The organism is Pseudoalteromonas sp. Z9A4 (assembly GCF_011378845.1).
GTDB classification, from domain to species: Bacteria; Pseudomonadota; Gammaproteobacteria; order Enterobacterales; family Alteromonadaceae; genus Pseudoalteromonas; species Pseudoalteromonas arctica.
Window position 1 is genome coordinate 67838 of sequence record NZ_WTLA01000005.1, and the last position, 19493, is coordinate 87330.

The following is a 19493-nucleotide window of genomic DNA, read 5'->3' on the forward strand; positions in this document are numbered from 1 at the left end:
ATTAGTTAGACGTTATTCAAGGATTGAAAATGAGAACATTTATTTGCGCTGTTCATTTTGTGTGTGCTCAGTGGATGAAAAAATTAGACTCAAGAAATAAAAATACGGCCATAAATGCTGCAGCATTGTTAGCTATGATATCTACTGTATATAGTTTTCTTTTAGCTATGACGTTTGACATTCACTACTTAGATAAAATAATCAGTACTTTTAAGCAAAACCCTTTACTTATTGGTGCTCTATTTTACGCAATCGTAATTGGAATTGTGTTTTTAATTTTGGGTGATTTTAACGGTTATAGAAGTAGAGTTAGATCTTGTATAAATAAAGGGAGCTTTAAAAAATATATTTTAGGAATAAAGCTGTGGATGTTTGGGTTAATTCCTATGACCGGTATTATGTTGATTGTACGACTCAATTAACTCTCTAAGTATTACTATAACTGCGCTTTAGCGTGCTCCTTTCTACATCTACCTCAAATGTATTGCCATAAAATCTTAGTTAAGTAATGGTTACACTATAATAATTAGGAGCTAATAGATGCTTAAAACACCTTTGAAAATCACAACAACGTTACTCAAATTTACTGCAATTGCAGGCGCTTGCACACTTGCATTATCAGCACATGGTGAAACGCAATTACAATATACCGACCAACAAAAGTTACACGATATAGCAAGTGAAGTGTCGGCTACCCGTATCGGTAGTGACATTCAAACGCTGGTGGATTTTGGTACTCGCCATACGCTTTCAGAGACTAAATCGGATACGCGAGGTATTGGTGCGGCTAGGCGTTGGATAAAAAAAGAATTTGAAAAAATATCTGTGCAGTGTGGTGGTTGTCTGGAAATTATTGAAGTAAAGGACACTATATCGGGCGAAAAACGCATTCCTAATCCTGTTGAAGTGGTTAACATAGTGGCTATTCAACGTGGGTCGAGCGAGCCGAATCGCATGGTGATGATGTCGGGTGATATAGATTCACGTGTAAGTGATGTTATGGACTTTACTAGCGACTCTCCTGGGGCAAATGATAACGCATCGGGCGTGGCAGGAGTAATAGAAGCAGCTCGCGTTTTAAGTAAATACAAATTTAATGGTTCGGTAGTTTACGCGGCGCTTTCGGGCGAAGAGCAAGGTTTGTTTGGCGGTAAAATATTAACGGCTTATGCACAAAAGCATAACTGGCAAGTTCATGGCGTTTTAAACAACGATATGATTGGCAATATTACCGGTATTAATGGGGTAACTAATAACACGACTGCACGTATATTTTCAGAAGGTACCCGTGTTGTAGAAACAAAAGAACAAGCTAATACTCGGCGCTTTACAGGTGGTGAAGTTGATTCTGCGAGTCGTAATTTAGCACGCTACATAGATACTATTGCCGACAGATACATTCCCAATTTAGATACAATGCTCGTATATCGATTAGATAGATTTGGCCGTGGTGGGCATCATCGTCCATTTAATGACGCAGGTTTTGCAGCAGTGCGTATTATGGAAACTAACGAGCACTACGATCGTCAGCATCAAGATTTACGCACTGAAAATGGTGTTGAGTATGGCGATACCATTGAAGGTGTTGATTTTGATTATACGGCTAAGTTAACTTCACTTAATGCGGTAACGATGGCGTCTATGGCGTGGGCACCCGCACCGCCAAAAGAAGTTAAAATAAAGGGCGCTGTTAAAGCTGATACGTCGTTTTCATGGCAACAAAGCAGTGATGAAAATATTGCTGGCTATAAAATTTATTGGCGTTACACGAGCGAGCCGCAATGGCAGTTTAGTAAATACGTTGGTAAGGTTTCACAGTACACACTTAAAAACGTAGTGATTGATAATTATTACTTTGGTGTAGCCTCTGTTAGTAAAGACGGTATTGAGTCTCCAGTAGTTTTTCCGGGTGATGTGGGTTCGTTTGATCACAATATAAAATAATAGTTTGGCTAAAAACACAGCAAACAGAGCGCTTTAAGGTGCAAACGACCTTTTTATACTTGCGCCTTATTTACTAAGCCCTTAGAGTGTTAAAAAAGAAGTAAAAGGTTATTAAGAATGCAACAACAAGAAAAAAAGCCGTTAACAGCAAAAGAGCAAGTTATAACTGATGAGCAAAGAATGCAGTGGCAACGCGAATGTTTTCAAGCAGCGCAAAAACATTTAGCCGAAAAGGGCATTATGCCAAAATCAGTAGTTGATAAAGACAGCCGATTTTTAGCACCACTTTGTGCAATGTGGAAATTTAAAGCCCAAAACGGTAAAACATATTGGGTAGTAACAGGGCGCTTACCTACAGATCATGCTGAAGTAAGTGCAGCTACAGATGCTCGCGATGCAATGCGTTATTTTTCTTTGCAGTGGCAATTAAAAGCGGATCAAATTATGAGTACAGGCGCGCGTGATAAAACGCAGGTAGATTTTGCTAACTTACTTATAAATAGAGCACATGGCTTGTACGAAATGTATGATAATGAACCGCTGTGGGCAAATGAACCAAAGTAACTACAGTTTGGGTTAAGTAACAATGTAGAGGGTGATAGCTTATTTATTGCCCTTTTCTTTATCTAATGGACAAGTGTGAAGGGGGTTGTATTAAACGCCGAAACAGAGCATTGCATACGTTGCCTAGGAATTCCCGCCTCCATAAAAACATTTCCTTGCTGAATAAAGCCATTTCGCTTAAAACGCTCTACCTCATTTAAAATACAATTAATGCTTACTTCTTCTATACCTTGGTTGGAAGCTAATTCAACAATAAAGTTAAGAAGCGATTTATATACTTTGCGATTACGGTGCTCGGGTAATACCGCTATTCTGCCGATTAAGCCATCTGTACACAGCCGACCTGTTGCAATAGGGCAGTTTGCATCGTCTGTAACAAGTACATGTAATGCAATTTTATCTAGGCTATCAAATTCGATGTGCTTGGGGATATGTAACTCGTAAACAAAAACTCGCTCTCGAATTTTTTGTAGCATATCTTTTTTTATATCCCATTCAACCTTATCAACCAGATAGCCCATTGCAAACTCCTATTGATAGCCAATTAAAATGAGTAAGCAATCACAGCAAAATTATTTAAGCCAATATCAGGTGAAAATTAAAATTTTTAACTAACCTGTATACATAATATTTTACGCTGCAAAATACTCACCATTATTAATAAAATTGGTATTATTACTCTTGGTCTATATTAAACCAAAGCCCCTCATTAACAAGTGTAGTAAAAGTTTGAGTAAAAACTAAACTTGGGTTTGTTAAATTTAATGCTGAACTTTCAAATTCAGTATTATCGGTAAGTAGTTTTACCGCCGCTAAGTCAGTTAATGGCATAGCGTAATTTTCACCGTTTACACTTAATAACACTTCGGTATCGAGCTGCTGATAAATAGCACGCGTGCCACCTAAACGCTCAAACACAGCTTCTTCATCACTTAAATCATCGCTTATTTGCTCAGGTGTAAATGGAGGTTCTACTGGTGCTAAATCCATTTCATGCTTGGGCTGACTAAGCGTTGAGCCTAACCATTGTTTAAATAAATCGTCATTTTCTAAAAGTGCCGCCATCAGTGTTTTAACTTTATCAACTTCAAGGTTTGTAAGTTCACCTTTTGATTTTCTTAGTGTGATGTTGTGATCGGTATAACGTTTTTGTCCGCTTTCGGTATCAATAATATGATCGGCAAAGCTCGACAATAAATCTTGTTGATTTGGCGCCCTAAAACCAACTGAATAATTTAGTGCGTTTTCTACAGCGTAACCTTCGTGAGGGCACCCTGGTGGAATATACAAAATATCGCCTGGTTCTAATATGCAATCAATTACGGCTTCAAAAGGTTCAACTTGCAGTAACTTTTTATTTTGAGCAAACTGTTTAAGTGTTGGATCGGGCAGGCCTACACGCCAATGACGTTTACCTTCGCCTTGAATAATAAATACGTCATATTGGTCTAAATGTGGGCCAACACCACCATTAGGCGTTGAATAGCTGATCATTAAATCATCTATGCGCCAGTTTGGAATAAACCTAAATGGCTCTAGTAGTTGTGCAGCTTCGCTATGCCAGTGATCAACTGCTTGCACGAGCAATGTAGAATGATCGTCTGTTAACTGCTCAAAGTCTTCAAATGGACCTTGGTGCGTTTGCCAGTCATTTTTATGATTGGTGATAATACGTGACTCTATGCTTTCTTCCATTGCTAGGCCGGCAAGTTCATTAGCATCAAGCGGGTCTTGAAAATTAGCAAAACCCTGTTTGATTAAAAGCGGCTTTTTTTGCCAAAAATGGCTTAAAAACTCTTGCTCAGACAAATTATTTATTTTTAATTGATACATACATTATGCCTACTAGTTAGTGCAATGGGGTTAAAACAAAAAAAGCGAAAGGATGATCCTTTCGCTTTTTAAAAGAGCAATTTAGTTTTTAAACTAAATCATCAATAAACTCAACAGCACGACCAATGTAATTAGCAGGTGTTAGTTTTTTCATTTCTACTTTAGCGTGCTCTGGAAGGTCTAAACCATCGATGAAGTCAGCCATTATTTCTTTGTTTACACGTTTACCGCGTGTTAAATCTTTAAGTTTTTCGTATGGCTTTTCAATACCATATTTACGCATAACTGTTTGAATCGGCTCGGCTAGCAATTCCCAGTTTTGATCAAGCTCGTCAGCTAAACGTTGCTCGTTTACTTCAAGCTTGCTTACACCTTTAAGTGTTGATTGGTATGCAATAATTGCATAACCCATACCTACACCTAGGTTACGTAATACCGTTGAATCGGTAAGGTCACGCTGCCAGCGAGAAACGGGTAATTTTTGTGCAAGATGAGCAAAAATAGCATTTGCTAAGCCTAAGTTGCCTTCTGAGTTTTCAAAATCAATTGGGTTAACTTTATGTGGCATTGTTGATGAGCCAATTTCGCCAGCAATTGTTTTTTGCTTAAAGTGATTAAGGGCAATGTAACCCCACATGTCACGGTCGAAATCTAACAATATAGTGTTAAAACGTGCAATTGCGTCAAATAATTCTGCAATATAGTCATGCGGTTCAATTTGTGTAGTAAATGGGTTTAGTGTTAAGCCTAAACTTGATACAAATTTATCTGCATGTGTATGCCAGTCGTAATCTGGGTATGCGCTAAGGTGAGCGTTGTAGTTACCAACAGCACCATTAACTTTACCTAGCATCTCTACTTGTGCAATTTGCCCGCGTTGACGCTTTAAGCGCATATATACGTTAGCAAACTCTTTACCCATAGTTGATGGTGTAGCAGGTTGTCCGTGCGTACGAGTCATCATTGGGATTGTTTTGTATTCAATTGCTTTAGCTTTAATTGCGCTTAAAAGTTCATCGCAATAAGGAAGTAAAACATTTTTACGCGCTTCGCTTAGCATTAAACCATGAGATAGATTGTTAATATCTTCTGAAGTACAAGCAAAGTGAATAAATTCGTTTATTGCATGAAGCTCACTGTTATCGGCGACTTTTTCTTTTAGTAGGTATTCAACCGCTTTAACATCGTGATTTGTAGTGCGTTCTATATCTTTAACGCGTTGTGCATCAGCTTCACTGAAGTTATCTACAATGGCGTTTAGAAGTGCATTAGCTTCTTCGCTAAATGCAGGTACTTCTTTAATATCGCTTGCTGCAGCTAACGCTTGCAACCAACGCACTTCAACAATTACGCGGTATTTGATTAAGCCAAATTCGCTGAAAATACTGCGTAGTTCAGTGGTTTTGCTGCCGTAGCGACCATCCACTGGAGAGATAGCCGTTAACGCTGAAAGCTCCATAATAACTCCTAAATTTTAGTTTGAACGATAGTTAAATTTTTGTTTTAGCAATGGCGAGTATTTTTCTTTTTGCAAAGAAAAAGTGACGGCGTTTACCGCCCATTTGTCGCCATAATACTGCACTTCTAATGCCGGCTAATAATAACGCACGGATTTTATTTTGAGTGAGCTGCTGTTTTAATAACTCGGGTTTGCCATAAACCTGTATTCGGTGCCCAAGGGGGCTCAGCACCGACGAGTATATATCTGCTAAACCGGCAACAACGCTCTCATCGGTAATAGCAAAGTGGTCTAAACGACGATGAATATCATCAATTCGTTTACCTAATTCGTTTAAGCTTTTGTCGTTTGCACTTAGTGCTCGCTCAAGCTGCATTAAACCACCTACGTACTTTACAATTTCAACATCTTTTTGAGCGCCTGCGGTTAGCTGCGCCATTAATGTTTTGTAACCATCACGTAAGTTGTCAGTACCTTGGTAAACATCTTCTGGCGATGCCGGAGATGTTTGAATAATACTTGAAAGTAATATTTCTAAATCATGTTCGTTATTGTTGCCATATTGGGCAATTTTTTGAACTTGTTTAGCAGCCTGGCACATGGCGGCAAGCGCCATGACTTGGTGTTCATTCATTACTTAATCACCGAATCAATAATACCGCCACCTAAACAGATATCTTCTGCGTAAAATACGGCAGATTGACCAGGCGTCACTGCTTTTTGTGGCTCGTCGAACAATACGCGGGCCATGCCGTCTTCACCTACAAGTAGGGTACAGCTTAAGTCTTCTTGGCGGTAACGCGTTTTTACTGTGCAGCGAGTTGTGCCTTTAGGGCCAATACGGTCTACCCAGTGAAGTTGGTTTGCGTTAAGACCGTTGCTGTATAGGCGAGGGTGATCTTTACCTTGGCCCACAATAAGTACATTTCGCTCAAGGTCTTTATCTACTACGTACCAAGGCTCACCAGAACCTTCTTTCATTCCACCAATTAACAAGCCTTTGCGTTGTCCAAGTGTGTGGTACATTAAGCCTTCGTGTTCGCCTACGTCATTACCGTCTGTGTCTTCGATAACGCCAGGTTGTGCTGGTAAGAACTTTTGTAAAAAGTCTTTAAATTTACGCTCACCAATAAAGCAGATACCTGTACTGTCTTTTTTATCGTGAGTGATTAGGTCTTGTTCTTCTGCTATGCGGCGTACTTCTGGTTTTTCGATATCGCCTACAGGGAATAACGTTTGGCCAATATGTTCATGGCTTAGAGTATATAAGAAGTAGCTTTGATCTTTATTGTTATCAAGTCCGCGACACATTACGTATTTGTCATCGCGAAGCTCACGGCGAACATAGTGACCCGTTGCAATAAAGTCAGCACCGAGTGCTTGAGCAGCAAATTCTAAAAAGGCTTTAAATTTAATTTCTTTGTTACACATTATATCTGGGTTAGGTGTACGACCTGCTTTGTACTCAGCTAAAAAGTACTCAAATACGTTGTCCCAGTATTCTGCTGCAAAGTTTACTGTGTGAAGTTCAATGCCTAACTTATCACACACTGATTGTGCATCTTTTAAGTCATCAGCGGCAGCACAGTACTCATCATTGTCGTCTTCTTCCCAGTTCTTCATAAACAGGCCTTCTACTTGGTAGCCCTGTTGTTGTAATAAATATGCAGATACAGAAGAATCAACACCGCCGGACATGCCAACAATGACTTTAATGTGACTATTTTCGCTCATGAATAATTTCGCTTATACAGATTGCTGTTAACTTGGAAAGGCCGCGATTATAGCATGTATTTTGTTTGTGCTTAAAGAGACTAAGGGCGCAAAGAGGGGAATTAGTCAGTATTTTATTTATATAACAAATAGCAAACTAGACTTAAGCGCGTTATCAGGCTGTAACTTTAGTAATATTAAAGTGATCTTTACTAATAAATTAAGACTATAGAATAATTCATGTAGTTATTGAGTTTTATTAATAGTATTTTCTTTTAAAACTACTAGAGTAAATATACACTTAATAAAATAAAAATAGTGGTGAGTATATGAATGTAAACCACTTTAAGTCGCTTGATATATAGTCAATGGAATGAATATATGAATTACGCCTATCAAATAAACAAGATAAATTCTTTAGTTGAACACTACACAAACGAATCTGATTTTGTGGATAGTGAATTACTCTCCAGTAAAACGACAGAGTTTAAAAAGTCAGCCTATCACCTTTTTTATGAGTTAATAAAACTCAAAAACCCTCACATTTTCCAAGAACCAAATCATGTACATGAGTTATTTAGCTTAATTAAGGGCTCAACCGCTAAAAAGAACATTGAGCTAAAGGTGCTTGAGCGTGTAGAGCATTGGTGGCTTGAATGGTATTTTGCTTTAGAAATGGACGAAAAGCTTAGTATTGAAAAAAGTGATATGCCAATGAGTTACTTACCTCAAAGTACGCTCAACCCTATGCGCAAGCATGAGATAAGTCATTACGCTAGATTATTTACCGTTTTGCCAATGCCGGTATGTAATGTGTGCGCCAAAACGGGTGATATTTTAAAAGTTAATCAACGCTTTGTAGATGTTTTTGGTTATACAGTAGAGGATGTACCTAATCTTAAATCGTGGTGGGAAAAAGCGTATCCAGATCCGCAATATAGAGCACTTGTAAAAGATCTGTGGCAAGACTCACTTGAAAAGGCGCTGAATAATAATAACGATATACCCGCAAATAACTATCGAGTTTCATGTCGTGATGGTTCACAAGTGATGATGGAAATTTCAGGGATTGATATAGGCGAAGAGTTTTTAGCTGTTTTTAATGATGCTACAGAGCGTTTAGAAGCAGAGGATATACTTAGGGATATGGCCTTTTTGGATGCATTAACCAAGATTGCAAATAGGCGTCGGTTTGATGAAAAACTAACGCATGAGTACGAACGAGCAAAAGAATGCGAAGGCATGCTATCGATGATTATTATCGATATTGACCATTTTAAACAATTTAATGACCGGTATGGGCATGTAGCGGGCGATACGTGTTTATATGATGTGGCTCAAACAATTGCTTCAACGGTTAGTCGCCCAGAAGATTTTGTTGCTCGCTATGGGGGAGAGGAATTTGTTGTTTTATTACCTCAAACCGATAGGCAAGGGGCGCTGTTTATAGCTGAGCAAATACAAAAAGCTGTAGAAAACTTAGCTATTGCACACCAGGATAGCTTTACCGGATTTTTATCTATAAGTATGGGTATTAATACCATCAGTGACTATACAAATAGTGATGAAATCAGCTTTGTAAAAGCCGCTGATAACGCCCTGTATTATGCTAAAAAACAAGGGCGTAACTGCATAGCTCTAAGCTCAGAGTAAATAAAATAGAGTTAATTATTTTATTTAAGCTACTCCCCAATATAGCTAATTATAAATAGTTTCTAGGCTTAATACTGGTCGATTCAGGCTGTCGTTAATACACTTCAATACTAAAGGGCTTCTAAGCGGTAGTGATTTTATTTGCTCTAATGTGTACCAGTTAGCGCTGATAATGTCGGTATCTATTGGCGTTGGCGCTTTTATATTATCAGGCGCTTCAAATAAAAAGCAGAATCGTAAATAGTGCACTCCATTTTCGGCATGCAAATTATACACACCCAAAAAGCCGACTGGCTCAAGCGCTAAGCCTGTTTCTTCAAGTAGCTCTCTGCTTGCGGCTTGTGCAAGTGTTTCATTTTTTTCTAAGTGACCTGCGGGCTGATTGTAGCAAATTTGATGAGTGAATTTATCGCGCTCTTTTACAAGTAAAAACTCATTTTGCTTTTTTACTATTGCCGCAACTGTTACATGCGGTTTATGCATCAACTACGCCCTTAATTACTTTGTATTCACCACAATTAATATCATCCAACGTATAGTTGCCAATGCTATAGCGAATAAGGCGAAGTGTAGGGTGGCCAATATGTGCGGTCATTCGGCGAACTTGTCTGTTTTTACCTTCATTAATCGTAATACTTAGCCAAGTGGTAGGGATTGCTTTTCGCTCGCGTACAGGCGGATTACGAGTCCAAATTGTAGGTTCATCAATTATTTTAACGTTAGCGGGGAGTGTAAGCCCGTCTTTAAGTTCTACGCCATTGCATAAAGCATTAATTGATTCGCTTGTTGGTTCACCTTCAACTTGTGCCCAGTATGTTTTATTCGTTTTTTTATCAGGTGCAGTTAAGGTGTTTTGCAATTTCCCACAGTTTGTTAAAAGTAATAAACCTTCACTGTCTCTGTCTAATCTTCCTGCTGCGTAAACCTCTTTAATAGGGATGAACTCAGCGAGAGTTTTTCTGTCTGCGTCATCTGTAAATTGGCATAGCACATCAAATGGTTTATTGAATAACACAATTTTTCTGTCTTTAGATGCTATTTGCGGCTTTATTTCTCTTTTACCTGAAGGTGTTTTGTTAAGTGCACTGCGTGAATAAGTACGCCCTGTACTTCTTTTTGGCTTGGATTCAGTTACTTGATTATTGCCTGATTTAGATCTCATTATATGCACCTAGCTGGTTTTGGTAATCCGGCGATTTTTGTTGCTTGCTTAGCAGGGCCTTTAGGGAATAATTTATATAAATAAAGGCTGTTTCCTTTGTCTTCACCGAGTGCTTTAGCCATTGCTTTTACAAGCATCCTAATTGCTGGACTGGTGTTATATTCAATATAAAAATCACGAACAAAGTTAATTACTTCCCAGTGTTGAACGCTAAGGGTAATGTTTTCTTGGATAGCAATTACAGGTGCAAGCTCCTTTGACCACAAAGTATGATCAAGCAAGTAACCTTGTTTGTCGGTTTCAATCTGTTGGTTGTTAAATTCAAGCATGAGTTACCACGTAATTGATTGATTAGTTGATAAAGTGAGTGCTACAAAGTCTTCATAGCTAATGGCTTTATCGTTATCTGTTAATTTTATTGCACGTACTTGCGCGTCTTGTTCAAGTATTAACAGTGTATCTGCAAATTGCCTAAATTGTTTTTTTGCAAAGCAGGCATCACCAACAAGTAGCACGTTATCGTCTGATAAAATTAAGTTCTCTAGCTGATTTGCCGAGTAATAGTTAAGCGGCTTAGAAAAAATATGTAATGTACTCATAAATTCACCACATGTTGCTGCGCTTTAATTAATGTTTGTTGTTGGCTAAAGTTGAGTGCTTTTGCCTCTATGAGTAAATCATGTTTATTTAAACCATAATCAAGCAATGACTTTTCACACACGTAGATGTTTTCAACATTATAGATTTCGAGTGTTTTAATGTTTTTAAAAAAATCTTTTAATCCAATATTGTTTGGTTGTTGATGCTTTTTTAAAGCTAAAACGGCGGGGCCGCTAAACAACCAACTCACATTTTGGTCAACGGCAGCAAATATCAATGTCATATCAAGTGCATCACGAATATTTAAATCGTCAAATGGACTGCACTGACTCATTACTAATACGTTTATCATTTAAATTGCACCCATTTATCAGCGTCGCTTGCAAGCATTGCAAATTCAGCTAGCCCTGCGACTGCAAATACACCTGTGTTTTTAATATCAAACCCGCGTTTTTCAGCGGCGGTAACACACAGCATTAAATTTAGTTTTTGATCGGCGAGTTGCTGCCAAAGTGCTGAAATTTGAAGTTCGTCTGAGGATAAATCAAAGTGGGTAGATGCATGATAAATACCTTGCTGGTATAAAAAAATAGCATCAATGGTGTGCCCTTGGGCTAAACATGCATTCGCAAACTTAACTAACCTTTGCGTTGTATCGTGATCGGATGGTGGTGTATGTAATGAAAGAACAAAACGTGACAAAACAATTCCAATAAAAAAGCCCCAATTAAGGGGCTATTTTAACAGAACTATTTAATTAGTCATCACTTGCGCCAAGTAGAGCAAGTAAAGACGTAAATAAGTTATATACGCTTAGGTATAAAGACACTGTTGCGCGAATGTAGTTGGTTTCGCCGCCATTAATGATTCGGCTTGTATCGAATAAAATCAAACCAGACATGATCAATACAACTGCAGCATTAAGCACCATAAACATCAGCGAACTGCCAACAAAAATATTAACAATGCTAGCTACAATCACAACTATTAAGCCAACCGTTAAAAAGCCACCCATAAATGAGAAGTCTTTTTTAGTGTTCAGTGCATAAGCAGATAAACCAAAAAAGATAAGCGCCGTAGAACCTAACGCTTGCATAATAAGCATTGGGCCATTAGGCATTGCAGCATAATGGTTAAGTAATGGACCTAAGCCAGCCCCCATTAAACCTGTGAAAGCAAACACCCAAAATACACCAGATGCTGTATCTGCTTTTTTATTTACAACAAATAATAAACCGAACGAAACAAGTGTAAACACAATTCCCATAAAGTAAGGTAATTGTAGTGCCATTGAAATACCGGCTGTAACAGCACTGAAAGCAAGTGTCATAGCTAGTAAAAAGTAGGTGTTTTTAAGTACCTTGTTTGTTTCAATGGTAGACATTACCGGTTTCGCGGTATTGTACGATTGATTAAACGCCATTGTAGAGCTCCTTTAAGTGAAACGTGTGTGTTTCGATAATTTAACTAAAATTAGATTACCAACTCTTATATGTTTGGGCAAACCTTTGTAGATCAATAGAGTTAAATATTTAAATAAAAGAGTATTGACGGCTAAATTAAAAACACTTTGTTCTAACTTTAGACAAATTAATTGTTTTTTAAGCACTTAAACAATTAATTTAAAAAAAAGCTTCACAAAAGGGATGGGTTTCCCTATTATGCAGGCCGTGCGGAGAGATGGCAGAGTGGTCGAATGCACCGGTCTTGAAAACCGGCATGGGTTTATAGCCCATCTAGGGTTCAAATCCCTATCTCTCCACCACTTATTTAATAAGTGTGTGGTAATTAAAGTATCATTCATTTAAATAGTTATTAGTACACTCTTACTTTTAACTTAGCAGTATCGGAGAGATGGCAGAGTGGTCGAATGCACCGGTCTTGAAAACCGGCATGGGTTTATAGCCCATCTAGGGTTCAAATCCCTATCTCTCCACCATATAACGAAATAGCCCGCTAATTTAGCGGGCTTTTTTGTGTTTGGAACAAAATCAGTGCACTTATACCAATCCGTAATAATACTTAATCATTTTGCGGGGCTAAACGTGTCGCTCCCTGCATTAAAAAATTCTCATTTAGAACAACTAATAGCGGATTTTTTGCCTAGCTATCAACACGTTTTTCCGCCCTCAAAATAGACCACTTAATTAAGCGAATTGGTATTACATGTTTTATCTCTCATTAGTAAAATCTTAAAAGCAGATAGAATTGCTCACACACCACCTTCTGCTGTTAAATAACGTTGATGTTCTCTTCCTTTTTTTGTTTTTAATAAAACTACCATCACAAAAAATTTTAAATGAGTTGGAATGCACATATTAATGTGTGCTATTTTTAAACATTGGTGGATTAAAGGTATGCAAAATAGGATGTTGTGGCTCAAAGATGATCTAGATTCGAGAAAGTTAGTTGTATATCGTGCCGTCATGTTTTCGTTTATAGCGCTTTTTGTACTTTTTGTATTTCAACCTTTCGCACTTCAAGCGATACCGAGTCTTACAAGTTTCTGCGGCTTTTTGGCTATGGGTTAGTAACCTTTTGTGCTTTGCTATTGTCAGGTTTCATAGAAATAGTGTTACTTAAGTTTAAGCTAAGTAAATTAAGCCGTTTAATTATTATTCCTGTCACATATATTTTAATTACTGCGTTATTCAATCATGGGTATTTTGTGGTTGCTGTACTTGGGTCTTGGCATTGGCAGAATCAATTACTTTTTGTAGGGTATATTTTTTGTATTGGTGTATTTCCTCTTATTTTTTTACTTGTGGTAAATAGGCATGTAATAGATTTAACTAAGCCAAGTACAGTTAGCGTCGATCAAGAGCAGTTGAGAGAAGTTGAATTAAAGACAATTACTCTTAAAGGCGATAATAAAAACGACGAAATTAACACGGCTCATCACCATATTTTATTTATTAAATCTTCAGACAACTATTGTGAAATAACAATACTGGAAGGAGCTTCAACTTCACGTAAACTATTACGTGTATCTCTTAGCGGTTTATTAAAGCAGCTTCCAGAAAATACAATTATATTACGATGCCACCGTTCTTATGCGGTCAACCTGCAAAACATTCAGCACTACAGTGGTAATGCTGGAGGGTTGCAATTATCGCTGCATACAATTGATATTAAAATACCGGTGTCTCGTTCTTATGTAAAAGTAATAAAAGATGCTTTGTCATTAATCCCAAAAACATGTTAATCCCCCCTAAAACATGGGCTTTATACCTCGTCTTGTAATTGAGACCTAATAAGTCGCTTTGTATTTTTACTATTGCCAAGATTAAGTTGAAATTTACAACTTAACGAGGAAAGTAGATATGAAATACGCTATCAAGGCACTTGTAATAATTTCTATATTTGTATTTTGCCACTATGTAATGAGGCAGTTTTGGGGAGAAGGTTGGTCTAGCTGGTTGTCTGAACTTGATAATCTAACTGGCATTTTATTTACCCCCGCTAAATATACTTTTTTATATGGACCGTTAGTTATTGCGGCTATTATTTTGTTTAAACAAAGTGAGCCTTTTGAATCTATAGGGCTTAATTCTTCTGGTTTTATTAACTATGCACTCGCAGCAATTATTTGTTGTGCTCCTATGGCAATAGGTTATGGATTTTTGAGTGATGAACTTAACCTATCAATACCAGCAATAATCACCGGCTCAGTTTATGCGGGTTTTTTTGAAGAGCTAATTTTTAGGGCTGCATTGTTTGGTGTTTTATTTAAATATTGTAGATGGGGCTTTGTGCCTGCGGCATTAATTAGTTCAGTAATATTTGGCCTGGGTCATATTTATCAAGGTAATGATGCGATTTCTGCATTGATGGCGGTTGCGATCACTACTGTAGCAGGTACATGGTTTGCGTGGCTATATTGTGAATGTGGTTATCGTATTTGGTTTCCTATGTGGATGCATATTTTTATGAATGCAGCTTACGGAATATTTGGTATGTCGGGTGGCGCAGTAGGTGATCTACAAGGTAACTTGTTTAAAGCAACAGCCATTGTGTTAAGTATTGTGTATGTTGAGATGCTAATTCGACGAGGAAAGCAGCGCGAAGTTACATTATCAAAATTATTTCAATGCACTAAAAGTGGCCTTTATACGCAACAAGCTAACTTAAATTGATTGGGAAACGACCATGCTAGAACTATTTATTGTAATAACTATATTTAGCTCACCCTTTGTGATTCTTACTATTACTAAACGTTATTTCACCTATAAAACTACAATAATGGCAGCGCAAGCAAAATTTAAAGGACTGAGTAATAATAAGATAACAAAATTAGAGGAACAAACAGCGATGTTGAACAAAAGATTGGCAGTGCTAGAGGAAATAGTAACATCTCGCCACTTTGAGTTATCAAATAAAATAGCTCAGTTATAAGCACTTTGATAAGTATGACCCAAACGTATGAGCCTATTAATTTATTAATAGGCTCATACTGCAATAAGGTTTATTTTTAATCATAAATTACGACCATAGTCTCTATTTCTAAGCTTTAGATCTTGGTGCATGCTTAATACATTAAAATTTATACTCTGTATTAAGGATTATTAGATGAAACATCAACTCGCAAAAAGTGTCGCGCTTTCATTATTGTCCCCGGTAATTATTGGTAGCTTGTTAGGATTGTATTATGCACTAACGCTACAGGGTGATTTCTTATCCGTATTTTTTCAACTATTGATGACTGCTATCTCAAATGCACATATTGTAGGCTTAACGATGGCGGCCTTTGTTGTGCCAGGGTATTTACTAATGTTTAAGTATTCTAAAGTTAATTATTCAGGTGTATTAACGCTTGGTTTGTTAGGTGGCGCTATATTTAGTTACTTATTAAGTGCCTCAACTGGCGAGATATTTTTGATTAATAGTGTTATGTCAGCATTTGCAGCCGGACTGTTTTTATTTGGTCTTCGCAAATCGGTAAAAAAATAATCGTAGCATTATTAACCAAGCACGCTGATAAACGGTGTGATTTCCTTTTTTTTACCTCCAAAAGGTTCCAATTTTTCACGACAAAGAGTACCTTTAGCTACTGTATGTTTAATAAGAAGTAGTTTGGTATGCAAAAGCACGATTTTTACCAGTCATTAGTTAAGCAAACTGAATCGCTGATAGCTGGTGAATCTAATGTAATTGCCAATTTGGCAAACATAAGCGCGCTGTTATTTACCTCTTTAGAAGATGTAAATTGGGCGGGCTTTTACTTTATGGATTCTCCTACTGAATTAGTACTTGGTCCGTTTCAAGGTAATCCTGCATGCATCCGTATTCCCGTTGGGAAAGGGGTATGTGGAACAGCTGCGGCAACCGCTGAAACACAATTAATTGAAGATGTTCACGCTTTTGACGGGCATATAGCCTGCGATGCAGCGTCTAACTCTGAAGTGGTTGTACCTATCATGAAACATGGTAAAGTATTCGCAGTACTAGACATTGATAGTCCAAGTATTGGCCGATTTGATGCTGATGATAAAGCTGGCCTTGAAGCATTAGTGAAATGCTTAGAGGCGAGCCTGTAATGAAAGATTTGCTAAATGTTCAAGACTACCTATTTGCTGTGCAAGATGTTGGCGACTGGGAAGGCGAAGAAGAGCATGTAGCGGAAACGCTCAATGATTTAATTCATATTGCATGGGATCGTCTTCCAGATGATTCAGAATGTGAATTTATTGATGAAACAATTAATGGTATTTGGGAACACCTTCGGGGTGATATGGCTGTAATAGAAGCCGATTTCGAAGAGTTGGTCGACTGGGTAACACACTACGTCGATTCGTCCCTTGATGAAAAGATGTGAAAAATAGGTTCTAAAATGGAAACCACAAACAAGCTAAAAGATATTAATGAAGTGTTGGAATTTTTATATCAAGAATTCCCACAATGTTTTAAACAAAAAGATGGCATCAAGCCGCTTAAAGTAGGTATTTTTAAAGATATTGCTGAGCGTATTGAAGGGTCTGAAAAAGTAAGTAAGACTCAAGTTCGTCAAGCGCTTAGAAAATACACGTCTAATTGGCGTTATTTAGAAGCTGTGACAAAGTCAGAGTTTCGTATTGATCTTGATGGTAATCAAGGTGAAAAAGTTGAGCAAGAGCATATCGACCATGCACAAAAAGCATTGGAAGAAAGCCGTGCTAAAATGGCAAAACGCAAAAAACAACAGCGTCCTCGCCAAGATTCTGATTCTAAATCTTTCAAGAAAAAACCAGCTCATGCTAGCAAAGCAGGCGATAAAAACGCACCTGCAGCTAACAAACCTGCTAAAGCAGCGCCAGTTAAACGTTCAGGAAAAATTGAACCTTTACCAGCAACTGAGGTCAAGGTTAATAATAAGGTTAAGGTTAAACTTGGCCAAGCACTTGTAAATGCAGTAATCACTGAAGTGAACAAAGATGACGTTCATGTTGAATTAGTGACTGGTATGCAAGTTAAAACCAAAGCTGACAGCTTATACATCGTTTAAGTTGTAAATAAATTAAGGAGTTGTGTATGAGTAAAAAGTTTACGCTCATTCCGTTAGTTGCTGCCCTGTTTTCAGGTTCATTATTTGCTGCTGTAGAAGCCGTTACAATTGACGATTTACCCCAGCTTAAGCAAGAGAGTCAACATGGTACTGCTAGCAAACGAGTGGCTAGCTTATTTGCTCGTTCACACTATACACCGGTTCGATTTAACGATGAGCTTTCTAGTAAAGTGTACGATCGTTATATCGAATCCCTTGATTTTAATAAAAGCGTTTTCTTAGCCAGCGATATTGCTTCTTTTGAGCAATATCGTGATGACTTTGATAACGCTATTACTACCGGTAAATTAGACTTTACGTTTGATATTTTTAACTTAAGTCTTAAACGCCGTTTTGAACGTTACGAGTATTCACTTACTTTACTTGAAAAAGAAATGACGTTTGATAAAGAAGATGAATACTTTTTTGACCGTGAAGATTCAGCATGGCCTGTGTCACAAGCTGAGCTTGATGAAATTTGGCGTGAGCGTGTAAAGTACGACGCACTGCGTTTAAAAATGACGGGTAAAGATTGGGAAGGCATTAAAGAGGTACTAACCAAACGCTATAAAAATGCTGAAAAGCGTTTAGTACAATCTAATTCAGAAGATGCTTTTCAAATTGTTATGAATTCGCTAGCACGCAGTATTGAGGCTCATACGTCTTATTTATCGCCACGTCGTGCAGAACAATTCAAAATGGATATGGACTTAGAGCTTGAAGGCATTGGTGCCGTACTAAGCCCTGATGAAGACTACACTGTTATTCGCAGCTTAGTGCCGGGAGGCCCTGCAGATAAAACAGATCAAATTAAAGCTGATGACCGCATTATTGGTGTTGCCCAAGATGGCGAAGAATTTGTAGACGTAATTGGCTGGCGTTTAGATGACGTAGTTGATTTAATTAAAGGTCCTAAAGGGACTAAAGTACGTCTACAGTATTTAAAAGGTGTTGACGCTCACGGCGCACCTAAAGTTGTTGAAATCACGCGTGATAAAATTCGACTTGAAGATAGAGCGGCTAAATCAGAAGTATTCGAAGCAAAATACTCTGATTTAACAAGTAAAGTTGGCGTGATTGAAATTCCAGGTTTTTACAATAATCTTTCGAAAGATGTAAAAGTTGAGCTGGCTAAGCTTAAAGAAGAAAAAGTTGATGGTATTATTATCGACTTACGCCAAAATGGTGGTGGTTCTTTATATGAAGCAACACAACTGTCTGGTTTGTTTTTTGACCAAGGTCCAGTGGTTCAAATTCATACCTTAAATAACCGTATTGAAGAGCAAAAAGATCGCGATGGTATAACTTATTACGATGGTCCTTTAACTGTTTTAGTTGACCGTTACAGTGCCTCTGCTTCTGAAATATTTGCAGCAGCTATGCAAGATTACGGTCGTGCAGTTATTATTGGCGAGCAAACTTTTGGTAAAGGTACAGTACAGCAGCACAAAGGCTTAGGCCGCGCTTACGATTTATACGATAATGCGCTGGGTAGCGTACAGTATACGATTGCTAAGTTTTATCGCATTAACGGTGGTAGTACGCAACATAAAGGTGTGATCCCTGATATTTCGTTTCCATCAGCAATCGATCCTGCAGAGTGGGGCGAAAGTAAGCAAGATAATGCACTCCCTTGGGACAGCATTGTTAAAGCAAAATACAAAAAATTAGGTAATTTAACACCTATTATTACGTACCTTGAGAAACAACACGAAGTACGAATTAAATCAGAACCAGAATTTGGTTATGTATTCAATGACATTACCTTATACAACGAAGAGAAAGACCGTAAAACTATCTCTTTAGTTGAAGCTACGCGTATTAAAGAAAAAGATGAAGGTGAAGCACGTGCACTTGTACGTACTAACGAACGTCTTAAGCGTTTAGGTAAAGATCCGGTAGAAAACTTAGACGATTTACCTGAAGTAATTGAAGAGCTTGACCCATTTTTGGAAGAAGCTGCATTAATTACTCAAGATTATATTAATTATGGTCGTATAGCTAAGAAGTAACAACTGGTTTTACCTCTATAAAAAAGGCGCTTT

24 protein-coding genes and 2 tRNA genes are annotated in these 19493 nt (G+C 37.8%); 14 read left to right on the forward strand and 12 right to left on the reverse strand.

Annotation, left to right across the window (positions count from 1 at the left end; translation table 11 throughout):
* The first annotated feature begins 29 nt into the window (after positions 1-29).
* The 3 genes from GQR54_RS05845 to GQR54_RS05855 all read left to right on the forward strand — a co-directional run bounded on the left by GQR54_RS05845 (position 30) and on the right by GQR54_RS05855 (position 2508).
* A complete protein-coding gene (locus GQR54_RS05845; protein WP_024589167.1) occupies positions 30-422 on the forward strand; it encodes a hypothetical protein in 393 nt (130 codons plus the stop codon).
* A 118-nt stretch (positions 423-540) separates the two neighbouring features.
* Complete coding sequence (locus tag GQR54_RS05850) at positions 541-1944, forward strand: M28 family metallopeptidase (protein ID WP_166376826.1); 1404 nt, start codon at positions 541-543, stop codon at positions 1942-1944.
* Positions 1945-2061: 117 nt separating this feature from the next.
* Complete coding sequence (locus tag GQR54_RS05855; RefSeq protein ID WP_007580192.1) at positions 2062-2508, forward strand: DUF4826 family protein; 447 nt, start codon at positions 2062-2064, stop codon at positions 2506-2508.
* 62 nt (positions 2509-2570) lie between these two features.
* Here the strand turns inward: GQR54_RS05855 and GQR54_RS05860 are convergent, their stop codons facing one another.
* The 5 genes from GQR54_RS05860 to mnmA all read right to left on the reverse strand — a co-directional run bounded on the left by GQR54_RS05860 (position 2571) and on the right by mnmA (position 7534).
* A complete protein-coding gene (locus tag GQR54_RS05860; RefSeq protein WP_010552647.1) occupies positions 2571-3029 on the reverse strand; it encodes a GNAT family N-acetyltransferase in 459 nt (152 codons plus the stop codon).
* Positions 3030-3183: 154 nt separating this feature from the next.
* A complete protein-coding gene (locus GQR54_RS05865) occupies positions 3184-4341 on the reverse strand; it encodes a cupin domain-containing protein (RefSeq protein WP_166376827.1) in 1158 nt (385 codons plus the stop codon).
* Positions 4342-4429: 88 nt separating this feature from the next.
* Positions 4430-5800, reverse strand: coding sequence for an adenylosuccinate lyase (purB, locus tag GQR54_RS05870; protein ID WP_024589170.1), 1371 nt, complete (start codon positions 5798-5800; stop codon positions 4430-4432).
* 31 nt (positions 5801-5831) lie between these two features.
* On the reverse strand, positions 5832-6434 hold the full coding sequence (gene hflD, locus GQR54_RS05875; RefSeq protein ID WP_024589171.1) for a high frequency lysogenization protein HflD: 603 nt from the start codon (positions 6432-6434) through the stop codon (positions 5832-5834).
* On the reverse strand, positions 6434-7534 hold the full coding sequence (gene mnmA / locus GQR54_RS05880) for a tRNA 2-thiouridine(34) synthase MnmA (RefSeq protein WP_166376828.1): 1101 nt from the start codon (positions 7532-7534) through the stop codon (positions 6434-6436). Before mnmA ends, hflD begins: the two co-directional genes overlap by 1 nt.
* 360 nt (positions 7535-7894) lie before the next feature.
* Between mnmA and GQR54_RS05885 the strand changes: the two genes are divergently transcribed.
* Entirely contained in the window at positions 7895-9166 is a 1272-nt protein-coding gene (locus GQR54_RS05885) for a sensor domain-containing diguanylate cyclase (RefSeq protein ID WP_101216243.1), read from the forward strand.
* A gap of 45 nt (positions 9167-9211) precedes the next feature.
* Here the strand turns inward: GQR54_RS05885 and GQR54_RS05890 are convergent, their stop codons facing one another.
* Genes GQR54_RS05890 through GQR54_RS05920 form a run of 7 tightly spaced genes read right to left on the reverse strand, consistent with a single transcriptional unit; the run spans position 9212 to position 12351 of the window.
* Complete coding sequence (locus GQR54_RS05890; RefSeq protein ID WP_165741350.1) at positions 9212-9649, reverse strand: NUDIX hydrolase; 438 nt, start codon at positions 9647-9649, stop codon at positions 9212-9214.
* A complete protein-coding gene (locus tag GQR54_RS05895; RefSeq protein ID WP_166376829.1) occupies positions 9642-10328 on the reverse strand; it encodes a pseudouridine synthase in 687 nt (228 codons plus the stop codon). The genes GQR54_RS05890 and GQR54_RS05895 overlap by 8 nt, the downstream gene beginning before the upstream one ends.
* Positions 10328-10657: a TusE/DsrC/DsvC family sulfur relay protein gene (locus GQR54_RS05900; protein ID WP_007580207.1), complete on the reverse strand. Its 330-nt coding sequence runs from the start codon at positions 10655-10657 to the stop codon at positions 10328-10330. Before GQR54_RS05900 ends, GQR54_RS05895 begins: the two co-directional genes overlap by 1 nt.
* Positions 10658-10660: 3 nt before the next feature.
* A complete protein-coding gene (locus tag GQR54_RS05905; RefSeq protein WP_007580209.1) occupies positions 10661-10927 on the reverse strand; it encodes a DsrH/TusB family sulfur metabolism protein in 267 nt (88 codons plus the stop codon).
* Entirely contained in the window at positions 10924-11280 is a 357-nt protein-coding gene (locus tag GQR54_RS05910) for a DsrE family protein (protein ID WP_166376830.1), read from the reverse strand. The genes GQR54_RS05905 and GQR54_RS05910 overlap by 4 nt, the downstream gene beginning before the upstream one ends.
* Entirely contained in the window at positions 11277-11630 is a 354-nt protein-coding gene (gene tusD / locus GQR54_RS05915) for a sulfurtransferase complex subunit TusD (RefSeq protein ID WP_165741353.1), read from the reverse strand. The genes GQR54_RS05910 and tusD overlap by 4 nt, the downstream gene beginning before the upstream one ends.
* A 55-nt stretch (positions 11631-11685) precedes the next feature.
* On the reverse strand, positions 11686-12351 hold the full coding sequence (locus GQR54_RS05920) for a Bax inhibitor-1/YccA family protein (RefSeq protein ID WP_007580214.1): 666 nt from the start codon (positions 12349-12351) through the stop codon (positions 11686-11688).
* A 251-nt stretch (positions 12352-12602) separates the two neighbouring features.
* Between GQR54_RS05920 and GQR54_RS05925 the strand changes: the two genes are divergently transcribed.
* The 10 genes from GQR54_RS05925 to prc all read left to right on the forward strand — a co-directional run bounded on the left by GQR54_RS05925 (position 12603) and on the right by prc (position 19460).
* Positions 12603-12693 (forward strand) — tRNA-Ser (locus GQR54_RS05925).
* Positions 12694-12776: 83 nt separating this feature from the next.
* Positions 12777-12867, forward strand: a tRNA-Ser gene (locus GQR54_RS05930).
* A gap of 633 nt (positions 12868-13500) precedes the next feature.
* Positions 13501-14133, forward strand: coding sequence for a LytTR family DNA-binding domain-containing protein (locus GQR54_RS19755; protein WP_346766073.1), 633 nt, complete (start codon positions 13501-13503; stop codon positions 14131-14133).
* Positions 14134-14251: 118 nt separating this feature from the next.
* The gene (locus tag GQR54_RS05940; protein WP_007586924.1) at positions 14252-15064 is read left to right on the forward strand and encodes a CPBP family intramembrane glutamic endopeptidase; all 813 of its coding nucleotides are present in this window, start codon (positions 14252-14254) and stop codon (positions 15062-15064) included.
* Positions 15065-15077: 13 nt separating this feature from the next.
* Positions 15078-15323 carry a hypothetical protein gene (locus GQR54_RS05945; protein ID WP_165727867.1) on the forward strand — a complete coding sequence of 82 codons (246 nt, stop codon included), beginning with the start codon at positions 15078-15080 and terminating at the stop codon, positions 15321-15323.
* Positions 15324-15497: 174 nt separating this feature from the next.
* Complete coding sequence (locus GQR54_RS05950) at positions 15498-15878, forward strand: hypothetical protein (protein ID WP_007586920.1); 381 nt, start codon at positions 15498-15500, stop codon at positions 15876-15878.
* A 128-nt stretch (positions 15879-16006) separates the two neighbouring features.
* Entirely contained in the window at positions 16007-16465 is a 459-nt protein-coding gene (locus GQR54_RS05955) for a GAF domain-containing protein (RefSeq protein WP_007586917.1), read from the forward strand.
* Positions 16465-16743: a hypothetical protein gene (locus GQR54_RS05960; protein ID WP_002961910.1), complete on the forward strand. Its 279-nt coding sequence runs from the start codon at positions 16465-16467 to the stop codon at positions 16741-16743. Before GQR54_RS05955 ends, GQR54_RS05960 begins: the two co-directional genes overlap by 1 nt.
* Positions 16744-16758: 15 nt before the next feature.
* Positions 16759-17409 (forward strand): RNA chaperone ProQ, encoded by a 651-nt coding sequence (gene proQ / locus GQR54_RS05965; RefSeq protein WP_007586916.1) that lies wholly within the window; start codon positions 16759-16761, stop codon positions 17407-17409.
* 26 nt (positions 17410-17435) lie between these two features.
* Positions 17436-19460, forward strand: a complete 2025-nt coding sequence (prc, locus tag GQR54_RS05970; protein WP_007586913.1) for a carboxy terminal-processing peptidase — start codon at positions 17436-17438, stop codon at positions 19458-19460.
* Positions 19461-19493 lie beyond the last annotated feature (33 nt).